This window comes from Patiriisocius sp. Uisw_047, from assembly GCF_047730165.1.
Taxonomy (GTDB): domain Bacteria; phylum Bacteroidota; class Bacteroidia; order Flavobacteriales; family Flavobacteriaceae; genus Patiriisocius.
Map to the genome: position 1 here is coordinate 2,323,521 of NZ_CP159834.1, position 15,160 is coordinate 2,338,680.

At 38.1% G+C, this 15,160-nt stretch carries 12 protein-coding genes; 8 read left to right on the forward strand and 4 right to left on the reverse strand.

What is annotated here, in order from left to right:
- The first annotated feature begins 201 nt into the window (after nucleotides 1-201).
- Nucleotides 202-3,120 (forward strand): FAD-binding and (Fe-S)-binding domain-containing protein, encoded by a 2,919-nt coding sequence (locus ABXT71_RS10070; protein WP_415371186.1) that lies wholly within the window; start codon nucleotides 202-204, stop codon nucleotides 3,118-3,120.
- Here ABXT71_RS10070 and ABXT71_RS10075 read toward each other — a convergent pair.
- Entirely contained in the window at nucleotides 3,107-3,907 is an 801-nt protein-coding gene (locus ABXT71_RS10075; protein ID WP_415371187.1) for a hypothetical protein, read from the reverse strand. The two genes, ABXT71_RS10070 and ABXT71_RS10075, sit on opposite strands and share 14 nt — an antisense overlap.
- Before the next feature lie 113 nt (nucleotides 3,908-4,020).
- On the opposite strand from ABXT71_RS10075, the gene aroC reads away from it, so the two are divergent.
- The 4 genes from aroC to ABXT71_RS10095 all read left to right on the forward strand — a co-directional run bounded on the left by aroC (nucleotide 4,021) and on the right by ABXT71_RS10095 (nucleotide 8,268).
- Entirely contained in the window at nucleotides 4,021-5,103 is a 1,083-nt protein-coding gene (gene aroC, locus ABXT71_RS10080; protein WP_415371188.1) for a chorismate synthase, read from the forward strand.
- A 13-nt stretch (nucleotides 5,104-5,116) separates the two neighbouring features.
- Complete coding sequence (locus tag ABXT71_RS10085) at nucleotides 5,117-6,421, forward strand: dicarboxylate/amino acid:cation symporter (RefSeq protein WP_415371189.1); 1,305 nt, start codon at nucleotides 5,117-5,119, stop codon at nucleotides 6,419-6,421.
- A gap of 91 nt (nucleotides 6,422-6,512) precedes the next feature.
- Nucleotides 6,513-7,319: a hypothetical protein gene (locus ABXT71_RS10090; protein WP_415371190.1), complete on the forward strand. Its 807-nt coding sequence runs from the start codon at nucleotides 6,513-6,515 to the stop codon at nucleotides 7,317-7,319.
- The gene (locus tag ABXT71_RS10095; protein ID WP_415371191.1) at nucleotides 7,309-8,268 is read left to right on the forward strand and encodes a hypothetical protein; all 960 of its coding nucleotides are present in this window, start codon (nucleotides 7,309-7,311) and stop codon (nucleotides 8,266-8,268) included. Before ABXT71_RS10090 ends, ABXT71_RS10095 begins: the two co-directional genes overlap by 11 nt.
- A gap of 192 nt (nucleotides 8,269-8,460) precedes the next feature.
- Here the strand turns inward: ABXT71_RS10095 and ABXT71_RS10100 are convergent, their stop codons facing one another.
- Nucleotides 8,461-8,898 carry a mechanosensitive ion channel domain-containing protein gene (locus ABXT71_RS10100; RefSeq protein ID WP_415371192.1) on the reverse strand — a complete coding sequence of 146 codons (438 nt, stop codon included), beginning with the start codon at nucleotides 8,896-8,898 and terminating at the stop codon, nucleotides 8,461-8,463.
- Between the two features lie 319 nt (nucleotides 8,899-9,217).
- On the opposite strand from ABXT71_RS10100, the gene gshB reads away from it, so the two are divergent.
- From gshB to ABXT71_RS10115, 3 genes are all read left to right on the forward strand, one after another.
- Entirely contained in the window at nucleotides 9,218-10,246 is a 1,029-nt protein-coding gene (gene gshB, locus ABXT71_RS10105) for a glutathione synthase (protein WP_415371193.1), read from the forward strand.
- A 156-nt stretch (nucleotides 10,247-10,402) separates the two neighbouring features.
- The gene (locus ABXT71_RS10110; RefSeq protein WP_415371194.1) at nucleotides 10,403-11,233 is read left to right on the forward strand and encodes an N-formylglutamate amidohydrolase; all 831 of its coding nucleotides are present in this window, start codon (nucleotides 10,403-10,405) and stop codon (nucleotides 11,231-11,233) included.
- Between the two features lie 74 nt (nucleotides 11,234-11,307).
- Complete coding sequence (locus ABXT71_RS10115; protein WP_415371195.1) at nucleotides 11,308-12,474, forward strand: flavohemoglobin expression-modulating QEGLA motif protein; 1,167 nt, start codon at nucleotides 11,308-11,310, stop codon at nucleotides 12,472-12,474.
- Nucleotides 12,475-12,582: 108 nt separating this feature from the next.
- On the opposite strand, the gene ABXT71_RS10120 is transcribed toward ABXT71_RS10115, so the two are convergent.
- Both ABXT71_RS10120 and ABXT71_RS10125 read right to left on the reverse strand, forming a co-directional pair.
- Entirely contained in the window at nucleotides 12,583-12,990 is a 408-nt protein-coding gene (locus ABXT71_RS10120) for a thiol-disulfide oxidoreductase DCC family protein (RefSeq protein ID WP_415371196.1), read from the reverse strand.
- On the reverse strand, nucleotides 12,990-15,149 hold the full coding sequence (locus tag ABXT71_RS10125; protein ID WP_415371197.1) for an endonuclease MutS2: 2,160 nt from the start codon (nucleotides 15,147-15,149) through the stop codon (nucleotides 12,990-12,992). The genes ABXT71_RS10120 and ABXT71_RS10125 overlap by 1 nt, the downstream gene beginning before the upstream one ends.
- Nucleotides 15,150-15,160: the final 11 nt, after the last annotated feature.

Sequence of the window (15,160 nt, forward strand, 5' to 3'; positions counted from 1 at the left end):
AGAAATCTCTTAGGCTTCAGCCTGTAAAACAAAATCAAATAAAACGAATCAAATTACTGCTAATTTTTTCATCATAGAATATATTAAAGTTAGACCAAAAATATATACGTTGGACTACCCGCTTATTGTTGAGTATCTATTAAATATTTCATAATATTAATCATATCTTTTAGTTATTTTTATACCTTAGAATATGCCTTTATGACCTCTCAAATTTTAACAGCTTTTAAAGAAATCTTTGATGGTGATTTTCAGTTTGATGAATTACATAAGATGCTCTACGCTACAGACGCTTCTGTGTATAGAAGGATTCCGCAGGCAGTCGCTTTCCCAAAGTCTGTAAAGGGCATCCAGCAACTAATTACATTTGCAACAGAAAATCAAACATCATTAGTCCCGAGAACTGCCGGAACATCTCTTGCGGGGCAATGCGTAGGTGATGGGGTAATTGTGGACGTTTCAAAATACTTCACAAAGACGCTCTCTTTTGATAAAGCAAACAAGACGGTAACGGTGCAGCCAGGAGTGATTCGCGATGAATTGAATGCCTTCCTAAAACCGCATGGGTTATTCTTTGGGCCCAATACTTCTACCTCAAATAGATGTATGATAGGAGGGATGGTAGGTAATAATTCTAGTGGAACTACAAGCATAAAATATGGTGTCACACGTGATAAAGTAATTTCTTTAAAAACAGTGTTGTCAAATGGGGAAGAGGCCTACTTCGGAAATGTGAATGAGAATGAAATTTCAGAAATAATAAATAATAATTCATTAGAAGGTACGGTCTATAGAACGATCCATGCGAGTCTTTCAAATCCAGCGATAGCAGCAGAAATACTGCAACAGTTTCCTAAGCCAGAAATTCATCGAAGAAATACGGGATATGCGTTGGATGCTCTGCTAAGCGCAAAAGCCTTTGGCGGGAATGCCCCACTAAATCTATGTAAATTATTGGCTGGTAGCGAAGGAACCCTTGCTTTTACAACAGAAATCACTTTACAACTAGATGCGTTGCCTCCTACTTTTGAACGGATGATTGCGGCGCACTATGACGCTGTTAATACCTGTATGCTGGACGTTGTAGTGACCATGGAGCATAATTTATATGCCTGCGAAATGTTAGATGATACCATTTTAAATTGCACCAGGGCTAATAAGAAATATGATCCTTATCGGTTCTTCGTTAAGGGAAACCCAAAGGCTATACTCCTGCTTGAACTAAAAGGTACAAGTGAAGAAGATGTGGCGCAACAAGCAATCGCATTAGTAGAAAGTCTCAAAAAAAGTAATCTTGCTTATGCGCTGCCTATTTTAAAAGAGAATGAAATAGAGATGGCGATGGGGCTACGTAAGGCCGGACTTGGCCTATTAGGCAATATGATAGGCGATAGAAAGGCGGTGGCGTGCATAGAAGATACAGCGGTTACTGTAGAAGATTTGCCAGCCTATATAAAAGATTTTACCGCAATAATGACACGCTATAACCAGGAGGCAGTATACTACGCCCACGCGGGTGCTGGAGAGTTGCATTTGCGTCCTATTCTTAATTTAAAAAAGGGAGAGGATGTGGCTTATTTTAGAAAGATCACAACAGACGTGGCCCATTTAGTTAAAAAATATCAAGGTTCATTTTCTGGCGAACACGGTGACGGTATCGTTCGTGGTGAGTTTGTCCCATTGCTCGTGGGTGAGAAAAACTACCAACTGTTTAAACACATTAAATCTACATTTGATCCAAACAATATTTTTAATCCGGGGAAGATTGTAGCTGCATATTCTATGGACGAGCAGATGCGCTATGTTCCAGACTCAGAAATCAAAGAAGTGCTAACAAAAATGGACTTTAGTGATTCTGAAGGTTTATTGCGACTTGCTGAAAAATGCAATGGAAGTGGTGATTGTAGAAAGACAGAAAAAGCTACAGGGGTTATGTGCCCAAGTTATCACGCCACAAAGGATGAAAAGGACACGACGCGGGGAAGAGCAAATGTGTTGCGGGAGGCTTTAAGTAATCCAAAAAGCACAAATGCATTTGATTCCGCAGCATTAAAAGATGTTTTTGATTTATGTATAAGCTGCAAAGCTTGTGCGAGTGAATGCCCTAGTAATGTAGATATGGCGAGTGCTAAAACAGAATTTCTATATCAATACAACAAATCAAATAAACCTTCTCGGGCTTCAAAGTTATTTGGGTTTAGTTCTCAATATGCTAAAAAAGCGTCACGATTCCCAAGGTTAGCAAATGCCGTTCTTGGCGGAGCATTAACTTCTGGATTAGCTAAAAAATGGAGCAGTGTTCACGTGAATCGAAGCATTCCTAAGTATTCAAATAAAGCTTTCGGTAAACTATCTCAAATAATTGTAAACCAAGAGAGGATATGTGATTTTAATGTCATTCTTTTTGTTGATGAGTTTTCTAATTACCAAGACGTTACGATTGCGAGAGACACTTTTGAACTCTTGACGGGATTAGGTTATAAATTAAAAGTTATCACAGAATTGGATAGCGCCCGAGCACTTATTTCAAAAGGTTTTCTTGATGAAGCGAAGCTTGAGATTGACAAGAATATTTTGGAGTTGAAAAAGATGGTTTCAAATAAAGTGCCTTTGGTTGGGATTGAGCCGTCGGCTATTTTAGGTTTTAGAGATGAATACCTTCGCTTAGCAGAAGACATAGATGGAGCTAAGGTGATTTCAGAAAACACCTATTTGATAGAGGAGTTCTTAGCGGGTGAGATGCAAAAGGGGCATATAAAAACCGAGCAATTTTCCGAAGCGAAAAAAACGATTAAGGTCCATGTGCATTGTCATCAAAAGGCATTGAGCAACACGAAGCATACGTTTGATGTTTTAAACTTTCCGAAGCATTATTCGCCAACCATCATAAACGCCGGCTGCTGCGGGATGGCAGGAAGTTTTGGTTATGAAAAAGAACACTACGACATTAGTATGAAAATAGGGGGACAGCGATTGTTCCCGGCAATCAATAAGACTACTTCCACTATTTTAATTGCTGCAAATGGCACGAGTTGTCGCCATCAAATTAAGGATGGTACCGGTCGTGAAGCGCTGCATCCAGTAACAATTTTAAGACAAGCTTTGATTAGCCCCCAATAAAATAGGTATCAATAGTTTGTGAACTGCCCGTAGAACCGCTTTCTGGAAAAGGAAGCTCTATACCCAAGCCGCTAAGATCTTCAAGGGTAAATTCTATAAGAACTTCAGAATTTGTTAGCCCTATGCCGTCCGTGTAAATATTAGTCGCAATCAACACATCTTGAGATTCCATGATTGTAACGGGAATAGTCACTGGACCTACCGAAATCATAGCAATTATCTCCATATTTACTCGCAGCTCTGAGGCTACTTGAGAGTCAGATTCTGTAGATGTATTTGGAGTTTCTAGCATCGCACTTGTGATGCCGTAACTGATGACAATAGGGATTTCCATAATATCCTGAATCACACTTCCAGAACTGAACCCTAGAATTGGATCGATGGCTATGTCTACTTCTGTATCGTACAATTTCATATCGCTCAAAGGCAAGGTGATATCTGGCAATCCTTCTATTGGAGCGCCCAGAGAACCATCAATAATCAACTGTGTATCTGTCGTTCGGACAATATTATTAGTTAAAAATTGTGACATAAAAGCGCTCGCAGGTAGTGTCGCATCCAGGTTTGTGTAAAGAAGCCCACTTTGCATTTGGTTCCCCGCGACATATACTGAATCGCGTGAAGTTCCAGCCTCTTCATTTTGATTATTATAGGTCCAATGCGAGTCTGCTGCTAATGGAAAGTACTCATTTGGAGTTTGTTGCGTATCATCTGAGGATGGGTCGTCTGTTTTACATGAAATAAAAGTAATGGTAAGGATAATTGTAAGTAAATAGGTGAGCTTCATTGTGGGGTGTTTTTTACAAATATAAGATTCCCAAATTAAATGAATTAAAGGATGCGCAACTGTATATAATTTTATAATATTGTTACGCAACAAAAATCAAGGATAAGCACAGTATGGCAGGTAATAGCTTCGGAAATATTTTTAAATTGACCACTTTTGGCGAGTCTCACGGGACTGCTATTGGTGGTGTTATTGACGGATGCCCGGCGGGTTTGGCCATAAATCTAGAAGCAGTTCAAGCTGAAATGCAGCGCCGTAAACCTGGACAATCTGCCATTGTTACACAGCGAAAAGAAGAAGATGAAGTTCGGTTCTTAAGCGGAATTTTTGAGGGAGTAACTACGGGAACCCCTATTGGTTTTTTGATAGAAAACACCAATCAGAAATCTAAAGATTATGGTCATATAAAGGATCAATATAGGCCTTCACATGCAGACTATACCTATGATAAAAAATATGGTGTTAGAGATTATCGCGGAGGTGGACGTTCTTCTGCAAGAGAGACTGCCTCTAGGGTAGTTGCAGGAGCCATTGCAAAACAACTTTTAAAAGATGTAAAAATAACAGCCTATGTTTTGAGCGTGGGAAGTTTACAATTGAATAAGAGATACCAAGACCTTGACTTTTCAGAAATAGAAAAAAACCCCGTACGTACTGCAGATGCAGCGATGGCTGTAGAAATGGAAAATTACATCAAGCAAATACGAAAAGAAGGCGATACTGTGGGCGGTGTAATACGTTGTGTTATTGAAGGATGTCCAGTAGGACTTGGCGAACCGGTTTTTGATAAACTTCACGCTGAGCTTGGGAAAGCGATGTTGTCTATAAATGCGGTAAAAGGATTTCAATATGGAAGTGGGTTTGAAGGAACCCAAATGAAAGGCAGCCAACATAACGATCTTTTTAATGAAGATGAGAGTACAAAAACCAATCATAGCGGAGGAATTCAAGGAGGGATAAGTAATGGAGAGGACATCTATTTTGATGTAGCGTTTAAGCCCGTAGCCACCATTATGCAGTCTCAAGAAACGATAGATAATCAAGGAAACAAAGTAGCGATGCAAGGAAAAGGACGTCACGATCCTTGTGTGGTGCCAAGAGCGGTGCCTATTGTAGAAGCTATGGCAGCACTTGTGGTTACAGACTATTGGTTAGCCAACAGGCTGATAAAGATGCAAGAATATTTTGATAAATAACAGATACAGATAGATGAAAAAATTAGCATTACACTGGCAGATTTTAATAGGAATGGGTTTAGGAGTTGCTTTTGCTCTTATATTAACCAACTTCACTTGGGGTGCAGATTTTATAGGTGATTGGATAAAACCATTTGGGACTATGTTTATTCGCTCCTTAAAACTTATCGCGATTCCATTAATATTAGCGGCCTTAATAAAAGGAATTTCAGACTTAAAAGATATTTCTAGTCTGTCACAAATGGGTGTGCGAACTATTGTTACCTATGTGATCACTACATTAATTGCTGTTTCGATAGGTTTAGGTGTTGTTAGCTTGATTAAGCCAGGTGCAACTATTAATGAAGATACCCGTAATGAGTTAGTGGAGGCCTACGGTGGGGATGCAGAAGCCAAACGGATGGACGCTCAAAAACAAAAAGAAGCAGGACCCTTGCAGGCGCTAATTGATTTAGTTCCAGAAAATATTTTTGATGCCGCATCGAGCAATCGTAATATGTTACAAGTTATTTTCTTTGCCGTATTTTTTGGTATTGGATTGATATTGATACCAGAAGAGAAAGGAAAAACAGTCAAAGATTTCTTTGACGGCGTGAATGAAGTCATACTAAAGATGGTGGACTTAATTATGCTCGCCGCACCTTATGGTGTTTTTGCCTTATTGGCTGCGCTGGTAGTAGAAGCCCCCAGTCCAGACTTATTTGCTGCATTAGGGATGTATGCTATTTCAGTAGTGATCGGACTCTTATTAATGGTAGGTGTTTATTTATTAATGGTTTGGGTGTTTACAAAGAAAACACCTGGGTTCTTTTTAAATGGTATTGCACCGGCACAACTCTTAGCATTTTCTACAAGTAGTAGTGCAGCAACACTCCCTGTAACGATGGAAAGAGTTACCGAACACTTAGGAGTAGATGAAAAGGTATCGAGTTTTGTACTTCCTATTGGAGCTACTATTAACATGGATGGTACCAGTTTATATCAAGCCGTAGCTGCAGTTTTCATTGCCCAAGCTTTCGGTATGGACTTATCATTAGGAACACAACTAGGCATTATTGCTACGGCTACATTGGCATCTATAGGCTCTGCAGCTGTACCTGGAGCAGGTATGGTAATGCTTGTTGGTGTATTAGGGTACGCAGGGATTCCAGAAGCGGGTCTTGCATTAATCTTTGCCGTGGATAGACCTCTAGATATGTGTAGAACCGTTATTAACGTTACTGGTGATGCTACAGTGTCTATGATGGTTGCAAAATCGCAAGGAAAATTAGGAGAGCCTCTTGTGAAGGATTGGGATGATAGTTATCCAGTACAATAATTTGCATTTTGTAATGGCAAGAAGTTTATGTAAATTTATTCAACCAAATCTTACCAAGAGTTAAGTACAATGCTATGTTTAATACATAGCCATGAGATATTTCTTATTCTTTTTATTTATAATCCCATTGGTTAGTTTAGGCCAAGTTGGGATAGGTACGACTACGCCATGTGATGCTTCCATGTTAGAGATAAGTGGTTCTGCTGATGGCGTAAACTATAAGGGATTAATTCCGCCCAGACTTCCTAGCCAAGCTTATAAAGCCAATATTAATCCTGCTACTACAGATATAGGTTTAATGATATTTGTTGAGGATACCGGTACACTAGAGATGTGGAATGGTACTGCTTGGGAAGTTGCCTATACACTTATGACTACGATTGTCACTGCAGCAGCTCAAGACTTTGACACAAATACCACATGGACTTACGCCGCTACTCCTGCCTTTTATTTATTTCCTGATTTACCAGATAGAGATGTTTGGAGTCCAATAACAACATTTAATCAAGTCGCAGCAGACAACGACATTGACACGATGACGCAGACATTTTTAGGATGTCGTGATTTAAATAACGCGAACGGAGGAACTCCCGCTGCGCACGTAATGATCTTTGATCCCGTTAGTGTCTCTGCACTTAGCAATATTAAAATAGCCTTTGATTATAATGTCTTTGGGTTTGATGGTGGTGATGATGTGGTATACACTTATACTATAGATGGAACGCCTACAACGGTAGTGCTAGTGTCAGGAATGAATGAGGGAGGTGTAACCGCAGAAGGCACAGTAGTCATCAATATACCTAATGGAACGACCACTGTTTCTTTTGAGTTATCTGTTAAACAAAATGGGAACGAAGATTATGCGGGCTTCGATAATTTTAGAGTGTATGGACAATAGAACCATTAATATAATGTATCCTCTTCGTTTTGGAAAGCTCACCTTGATGCTCCTATTTTTTGCAATCACTCCATCTATTGGTCAAGTAGTTATAGGAGGTACCGTACTAAGTAATGCGGCTATGCTAGAAATTAAAGGCACTAATGATAATGGTCTTACCTATAAAGGATTAATGCTCCCACGAATTCCCACAGTTGCTTTAAGAAATGCTATGATTGTTCCAGACAGTGCTAAGGGGATGCTGATTTTTGTCACAGAAATAAAATGTCTCCAGATATTTAATGGAGTGAGTTGGGAAAGTATTAATTGTCTTACCTCCACACCATTCGCGCTATTTTCAGAATCTTTTGAAACTGATGGCAATGGGACAAGATATACCTTGAGCGCTCCTGAAGGGGCAGATGCGGCATCAGACGATTACTTTATCAGAACTGATGGTACAGAAATCAGCTATGGAGGAGATGATATGATAACATTTTTGGGCACCCCAGATGGATCCTTTTTTTTTGCAGCCCAAGATATTGACGGGGTAACAGGTATTTCTTCAGGTGCATTACAAACTATGAATTTTACAGGAATCGATATTACCACAGGTGTCAATTTGCAATTAGACATATTAATCGCAGAAGATGACTCTACAGGAGGCTCTCCAGAACATTGGGATGAAACAAATGATTCTTTTAGTATTCAATATCAGATAGATGGAGGGGGTTATCAAAATATTTTTGCTATTGAATCTCAAGCTGTCGCAGGAGGTTTTAACGATGTGCCAAGAATCGATACAGATTTTGACGGGATAGGAGATGGTACCATCATAACAAATGCTTGGACTAATTATAATTCTAGCATAATAGGCACCGGAGTTGTTTTAGACTTAAGAATTCAGTTTTATTTAAATTCTGATGGCGAGGATATCGCCATTGATCATATAAGAATAAGTAGTAATTAATTGTCCTTCCTTTTGAATCTCAACTCGGTGAGGATATGAAATCTCAATACCAGCAACATCTAGTGCTATTTTACTTCGCTCTAACGTTTCAAAATAAACATCCCAATAATGCTTTGGGCGCCAAGCTGGTCTCACTGCAAAATTTACAGGGCTATCGGCAAGTTTGCAAACCTCTACAATTGGAGCATGAGTTTAAGGCACTTTTTCCTGTGCCTTTAATTCGGCCATTAGGATATCTTTTGTTTGTTTAGTATCTGCATCATAGCTTACGCCAATTATGTGAAATTCCTTAATTGCGCCTGGTGTCGTACAGTTTGTAATATTTCCGTTAGACATTGCGCCATTAGTTATTACCACTAGCTTATTTTGTGGTGTAATAATTTTTGTTATACAGATGTCAATATCTTTCAAGTGCCCTATTTCTCCGTGGCCTTCTATGAGTTCAACTAGCTCATATGGTTTTATAATCATGATTAATAATCTGCCATCCACATTTAACAAAGTCCCTTGTAATGCAAGACCTACGCCAAAAACGAAACTCGCTAGAACTCCTGCTAAGGTTTTAGACTCAAAGCCTAAAAGATCTAAACAGGTTATTAATAAAAATATGACTAAGACATACTTTAACATACTTAATAAAAACGTGATTAAAGTCGCATCTATTTTCCCAACCTCAGATTTTACTCTAATGCTATTTGTAATACGGTTTATAGCTTAAATCCCAGCGACTAGTACACCAATTACAGAAAGTACCTGAGTCGTATTCTATGAGCAGATTCTTCCCTTTTTTAATGCAGTCGGGGCTTCTTCAGTTTTGTTCGCAGCTTCTTGAATCATAATAAGTTACATTTTCATTGTAAAAACATACAATTTATTTATACTTCACAGCGATAAGCCTTTACGGGTAGTCAATATTTGTATCTTTGACGGCTTAACTAAACTACCAACTATGAACGTTTGTTTTATTATGTATCCTTGGGAAGAAATGGATCCTGAAAACGATACTACGTTAGTTCTAATTAACGAATTTGCTAAACGTAGTCATGGAGTGGCCATTACAACTCCGGCAAACCTTACTATTCGCGACAGTGAAGCATTTGCTTTTTCTAGATGTTTAAAGCGAATGGAGAAGGTGCCGAGCAATCTAAAATCATTTCATAAAAAATCTGAATTTTATGACGAGATGCTACCTTTAGCAGGTTTTGACGTAATTATCTTACGTAGCAATCCTCCTTTAGATATGATAATGCTTAACTTTTTAGACAGTGTTAAAGACGATGTGTTTATAATGAATGACCTTGACGGAATCCGTCGTGCGAATAACAAGTTGTACACAGCCGTTTTTGAAGATCCAACTAATGAGTACATCCCACGTACGCACGTAACAAAGAATAAAGTTTATCTAAAACGGACAATTAAAGAAGGTCCAGATAAAATGATCTTAAAGCCTCTTAATGGTTTTGGGGGTTCTGGTGTAATTTTAATAGAAAAACGAGCGATGTTGAGTATCAACTCACTGCTAGATTTTTATATTGATAACGCAGATGGTACTTCTAATTATGTCATATTGCAAGATTACATAGAAGGAGCAGATCAAGGGGATGTACGTATTTTACTACTTAATGGACAACCAATTGGGGCAATGAAACGTGTGCCAGGGGAAGATGATCATAGAAGTAATGTGAGTGCAGGTGGCAGTATTGTGAAGCATGCGCTCACCCAACAAGAGAAAGAATTGTGCAGACGCATAGGGCCTAAACTAGTAAAAGATGGGTTGTATTTCTGTGGGATTGATGTGATAGGTGGTATGCTTGTAGAAGTTAATGTGATGTCTCCGGGTGGTGTTACCTATATAAACAAGCTGTGCAAAACTAGAATCCAGGAGAAGATTATAGATTTTGTAGAAGACAAAGTTCAAGAACGGGTGAATGCATTTGAAAGAAGGACAAAGCTGAGAAAGTACGTGAAAGACGCCTAGTGTTAGTGGGCAGTAATGAGAGTGTGGTTATAGTAAAAGGAGCTGCCGTCTTAGCTGTAGCGAAAATGTATCATATTTGACACTTGCGCTATCTATAATTAAACTTTCAAAGGGATTCAAGCATTACTATTTCAGAATAAAAAAGATATTATAGAAATGGAAAGACTTCCAGTTTCAGAAATTATAAATAAAATACAACGTGAAGAATGTTTTGAGGCAGTAGCTGATGACTATTCGTTTACGTTGAAGGTAGCTGAATATATGCCATATGTCTGCAGTGCAGTGCACGATGGCCATCACTTTAGGAAAGAGTTGTGGGATAATTGTTTACACACAGAATATGATCGATGGTTTGAGGAAGACCCTTTTACTAAAGAGTTTGTGAAAACTCATCCCATAGTGATTGCGGGATGTGATAGCCGTTTTGAATACGATCTTAACAGGGATCCCGAGCATGCTATTTATGAAGATGCTTGGGGTAAAAAACTATGGAAAGAACCATTAACGGAAGCGCAATGCACGACGAGTCTAGACAAGCACGCTACATTTTATGTGGTGGTGCATGCATTAATGACAAAGCTTGAAGATAAATATGGGCACATTATCGTTTACGATATGCACAGTTATAACTGGAAAAGATGGGATAGAGAAGTGCCTGTTATTAATCTTGGCACCTCAAACATAAATAATGAAAAGTATGGTGACTTTGCAGAATTATGGAGGGCAAATCTTTCTAGTTTAGCGTTGCCTCATATCGTAAATTGCACTTCAAAAATTAACGATACCTTTCAGGGAAATGGTTATTTTTTAAAGTTTATTACCCAAAATTTTAAGCAAACGCTAGTTCTTGCAACAGAGTTTAAGAAAATATACTGTGATGAGTATCAAAAAATTATTTTTCCTGAAGTCGTACACGCCATAGAAAAACAGTTGCAAACTAAAATTAAAGAGCATGCGGCTATTTTTAATAGCAAATTTAATACCTGATATTTATTCCAAGCTACCGAAAAGATAGAAGGAAACAGATTTTTTTACATTATAGTATGTCGTATTATCCCCAAATGAACCAAATAGAGCCAATGACAAACGATCATCCATTTTTAATGAAAATTGATCAGAACCTCAATAAGATGGTAGTGAAGATCGAGCTACTTAATTATGTGAACCCAACTAATATAGAGCAGGAAAAACGTAATTTCTTCGCTTCAAAATACAATATTAATCCTTCTTTTAAATACAAGAAGATAGATTTTGATGCGCACAGTATACAGCAACAATTATTTTCTCAAGATATAGGCAGTATTAAAGATGATGAATCTCGAGCTTTTTATCGTGATGTGATTTATGATTATAGTGGCTTGATACAATGCATAGAAACAATAGGGCAGGGTCGTAAATTTTATTACAATGCTTTAAAATCTTTTGGAACACCCACAGAAAAAGATGTCGAGAACGCTAAGTTTATTCTTCATTTTGATGACGAGGTTTTTGATGATAATGAGATGATCCCTATATACAGTGTTGAAGAAGCAGCTGTGTATTTTGAAGAATTTGTAAAGCAGTATAATTTCAAATTGGACATTAAATTATCTACAAAGATTGCCGCGGCGGCAATGGTGCAGAATAATACGCAAACACTTATCTTAAAAAAGAATCATCGGTATAGTGCTAACCAACTCAAGGTACTTGCTACGCACGAGATAGGAGTACACCTGGTTACTACGTATAATGGATTAGATCAGCCATTAAAAATTTTCCATAATGGGTTTCCTAAAAATGTCGAGACTCAAGAAGGACTTGCTGTTTTTAGCGAATATATGAGCGGTTGCCTAACGATGCATCGGTTAAAAGAACTTTCATATAGAGTGATTGCCGCAGATAGCTTGCGTCGTGGTTTTAATTTTTGCGACACCTTTGATGTGTTACATAATCAATACAAACTAAATAGAGAAGAAGCTTATAATATTACCCTTCGTGCCCATCGTGGTGGTGGTTTCACCAAAGACTTTACATATCTTACAGGGCTTAAAAAAGTGTATGATGCCTATTATTATAAGGAAAACCTAAGCCCACTATTGGCGGGTAAGGTTTCTTTAGAATATGCTCCTATGGTTACAAAATGGATTAATCAAGGGATTGCAAAAGAGAATCGTTATGAAAACTTTGCTTTTAATCAAGTTAAGAATAAAAACCCTAAGCTTGACTTTATCTTGAAGAATTTGAAATAAGTAAATGATATTTCACCAAAAAACAGCGATTAATCACTCCTGAAAACTCACTGTTTTATAGTGAGCGAAGTGATGAAAAATGATTGCGAAAGCTGCTTTCGTGTGAGGCTATAAAAATTTATTATTCAACTCAGGGTTAGGGATCATGCAGCTATCTTGCTTTCCATACCATTTATATCTGTTTTTTGCTATGTAGTCATATACCCCATTTCTAATAAAGGCAGGCACAATCATAAATCCGTACATCAGAGGCCAGGCTCCAGAAAGTTTTCGCGACACGCGTAAAGCGGCAGAAGATTTTACATAGACCGTATCATTTTCTATAAGAATAATAGAATCTGTATCTTTAGTATCAATGTGATGATGTTTCAGAAGTGAAATACCAGGTTCTTCTTGCAATGCTGTAAAACGAAATTCATCTTTTTTATCTCGCTTAATAACAAAGTTTATGGAGCTATTGCAAAGATTACAAACGCCGTCAAAGAGTATAATGCTCTGTTTTTTTTCTACACCCATTAAGTAACTTTTTCTAGTTCGTCCACATGCACCTGAGTCGTAAACACCCCATAATTAACAAAGGCTTTTTTCTTTTCTATCGCATCAATCGTACCGATCGCCCGGCCATCTCTCATTCTCACGCGATCCCCTACCTTTATGGCAACCTTGAATGTTGGAGGTAGTTTTGCAGCCTTTATCTTTTCTTGTTTTTTCTCCTTTCGAATAACTGCTACTTTTTGTTCTACTTCTTGTTTGATTTTGTGCTTTTCTTGTAGCACAACTTTTTTCTGCTTGGGTGCAATTTTTTTACGTTTACTATTCTCTGTCATCACGAGTTTATATAACTCATCCATCAAGATTTTTTTCTTCTTATTGTTATGAAATTTTTCTGCAATCCCATCAAACTTCCTACCTAGACTAATTGTTTTTTGATTAGTATCATACAGCTCTTGATAGTTTTCAAGTTTGGTCTGTACCTTCGCATTTATCTGCTCTAGTTGCTTGCCCTCTTCCAGTGCTTTCTTTGCAGAGGTCTCCAGTGTTTCTGTTGTCTTTCTGAGCTTAGACCTTTCTTTTTGTAAGTTTGCAATTGTTTTGTCAAAGCGTATTTTCCCACGCTCCACCTTCTTTTTAGACTTATTGATTAAGCTAAAAGGAATTCCGTTTTTTTGTGCCACTTCAAATGTGAATGAGCTTCCTGCTTCCCCTAGGTGCAATTTGTATAAGGGCTCTAATGATGCGCTATCAAAAAGCATATTCGCATTAATGGCGTCTGGTAATTCATTAGCTAGAAGTTTTAAATTGGCATAGTGTGTTGTGATAATACCGAAAGCTTCTCGCTCATAAAACACTTCTAAGAATGTTTCGGCAAGGGCACCTCCTAATTCTGGATCACTTCCTGTACCAAATTCATCTATAAGAAATAGGGTGTTGTCGTTGCATTTCCGAAGAAATTGATTCATTTTTTTTAAACGATAACTATATGTACTTAAATGGTTTTCTATCGATTGATTGTCACCAATATCAGTAAGTATCCTGTCAAAGAAACAAAATTCGCTGCCTGCATCCGCAGGAATGAGTAAGCCGCTTTGGAGCATCACTTGCAAGAGTCCTACTGTTTTTAAGGTAATACTTTTACCTCCAGCATTAGGGCCAGAAATCACGATTATACGCTTTTTCGGGTGCAAGGAAATGGATTGCGGGAAGGTTTTTTCTTTACGCTTTTTATTGGCAGCAAGCAATATAGGGTGGTAAGCATTTATAAGGGAAAGTTCTTTTCCTTTAGAAAGCATAGGGAGTGAACCGTTAATCTCAACGGCATATCGTGCACGCGCATACATAGAATCTATAGAAACTAAGTAGTCTTGATAACTAGCCAGCAGCGAGGCATAAGGTCTTATATGTTCTGTAAGTTGCTTGAGTATCTTTTTTACTTCTTCGCGTTCTTCAAAAATGAGGTTGCTCAATTCTGTTGTAAACTCAAAAGTTTCTTGAGGCTCCATATAGGTAATCCTACCTGTTTTACTCTGACCAAGAACGGTACCTTTTACCTTGCGACGGTACATTGCTTTTACCGCAAGCACGCGCCTGTTATCTACAATGGTCTCTCGTATCTCATCTAAGTAGTCTGCGCCAGAATAACGACTGAGTGCTTTGTTGAAAGAAGAATTTACCTGACTTTTAACAGAGATGAGCCTTCTACGTATTATTGCTAATGACGGTGAGGCATCATCCTTGACTTCTCCATACTTATCAAAAATCTTGTGAATTTCTTGAGAGATCGTCTGGATGAAAGTGACATCGCTAGAAAACTGCTGAAGTTCAATATAGAACTCTTCAAATTTTTTAAAGAATATGAGCAGGCCTTTGGTTGTTTCTGTTACAGAAATGATTCTCCTAAAACTAGAAGCCTCTAAGACACTGTTCTCAATAGCTAATAATTGTAATTCTCTGTGTATAGCCTCAAACCCGTGATTAGGAATAGGAGAGTCACTCCCGAACGAAGCCATAAACTCTTTTACTCGTTTTAAAGCAGGAGCAATAGCATCTGTTTCTGGAAATGGAACAATGGCTCGTACTGCAATTCCACCAAGCTCAGTGATGCAATGTTGTGCTGCCTGGTCCAAGACCATTGGAAACTCTAAATCTTGTAATGTTTTTTGATCAATCCGTATCATAAAGGACTCCA